The sequence below is a fragment of the Microvirga sp. P4_G7 genome (assembly GCF_056401005.1).
Window position 1 is genome coordinate 1 of sequence record NZ_JBFUKD010000779.1, and the last position, 1,570, is coordinate 1,570.

Here is a 1,570-nt window from a genome sequence, read left to right on the forward strand (position 1 = left end):
CATCAAGGGAACGGGTGCACTCGAAGAAAAGGTCAAACTGGTCAACGCGACGTTTACCGATGAGGAGATCACGGGCCTCTTCCGGCGTGGCGTCGACATCATCGAAGACGCGAGCGGGATCAAGGTCAACACGGCACCCGAGCTCGGCGCCATCGCCGATGACAATGTGGTGTGGCGCGACGGACCTGTTCACCTCGACGCCGGAAGTAATGCGACGGTGCGCGACAACGGGCTGTTGCACTTGCTCACGGTATCGATCGGCACTCATCGCGATGGAGAAGATCGAATCACCGTCAAGGATGGCAATGGCGTCGCCGTACTTGGGAGTGGAGATGTCAACGACATCATCACGGTTGATGGGCTCCATATCGGCGTCATCATTGCCGATGGCCGACAAGGTGAAGGTTTGAAGATCCGATTCGACGGCGACGGGGCGACCCCGGAAGCTGTCGAGGCCATCATGCGCGCCATTACGTATGACAATGTCAAAGCCGTCGATCCGACGGTTGGTGTGCGAACCGTCACTTTCACTCTGGTGGACACCGGCGGATTGACGACTTCGGCAACGACGACGGTGGATGTCGACCCAGTCGACGACGCGCCTGTGCTGGCTGGTCTCGCGCCGGGCGCGCAGCGGGGATATGATACCGGCACGCTGATGCCTTTCGCCGGTGTAACCGTCACCGATGAGGACAGCGCGCAGGTCACGCTCACCATCACGCTCGATCAACCGGAAAACGGAGTTCTGACCAATCTCGGTGGCGGCACCTTCGCGGACGGTCTCTATACGATTGTCGGCAGCGTTGCTGATGTGCAGGCGGCGGTGCGCGGGTTGCAATTCGATCCGCGCGATCGCACGGACAAGGCAGGAAGCCTGGAGCAGACCACCTTCACGGTTTCGGTGCGCGATGCCACGACGACCGTGTCGGGCGCGACGGTCGTCGAGTCAGAGACGGCAAACCGCAAACCGAGCACGACGACATTGTCGACCCCGACTGTGAAGGAGCTCGCTGCGACGGGAACGATCGTCGGTGCGTTGAGCTCGCTCGATCCCAATGCCGAAGAGACGTTCACGTATCAGCTCCTCGACGATGCCGGCGGTCGCTTTGTCCTGCGCGGAAACACGGTGGAAGTGAAGAACGGCGTGGCCCTGGACTACGAGCAGGCGCGGTCCTACACGATTGCCGTCCGTGCAACCGATGCAGGCAATTTGAGCAACGACAGTCTCATCACGGTGGCCGTGACGGACGTTTCACCCGAGAGGACCAACGGAACGAGCGGCAACGACATCGTCGTTGGTGGAATTGGCAACGATACCTTCAACGGAGGTCTCGGCAACGATACCTTGACCGGTGGTAAGGGGAAGGACACCTTCGTGTTCAGCACGAAGGTCGACAAGAAGAAGCTCAATGTCGACAAGATCACGGATTTCAGCGTGAAAGACGACACGATTTGGCTCGACAATGCGGTCTTCAAAAGCCTCGGCAAGAAGGGATCGGAAAAGAAGCCGGTCAAGTTGAGCAAGGACTTCCTGGTGATTGGCAACAAGGCGCTGGATGCGAATGATCAC

The 1,570-nt window shown here is 59.4% G+C and carries 1 protein-coding gene; it reads left to right on the forward strand.

The window, feature by feature from the left end; translation table 11 throughout:
- Nucleotides 1-1,570: cadherin domain-containing protein (locus tag AC1DT3_RS20590; protein WP_477467065.1), on the forward strand; the 1,570-nt coding region annotated here is incomplete at both ends.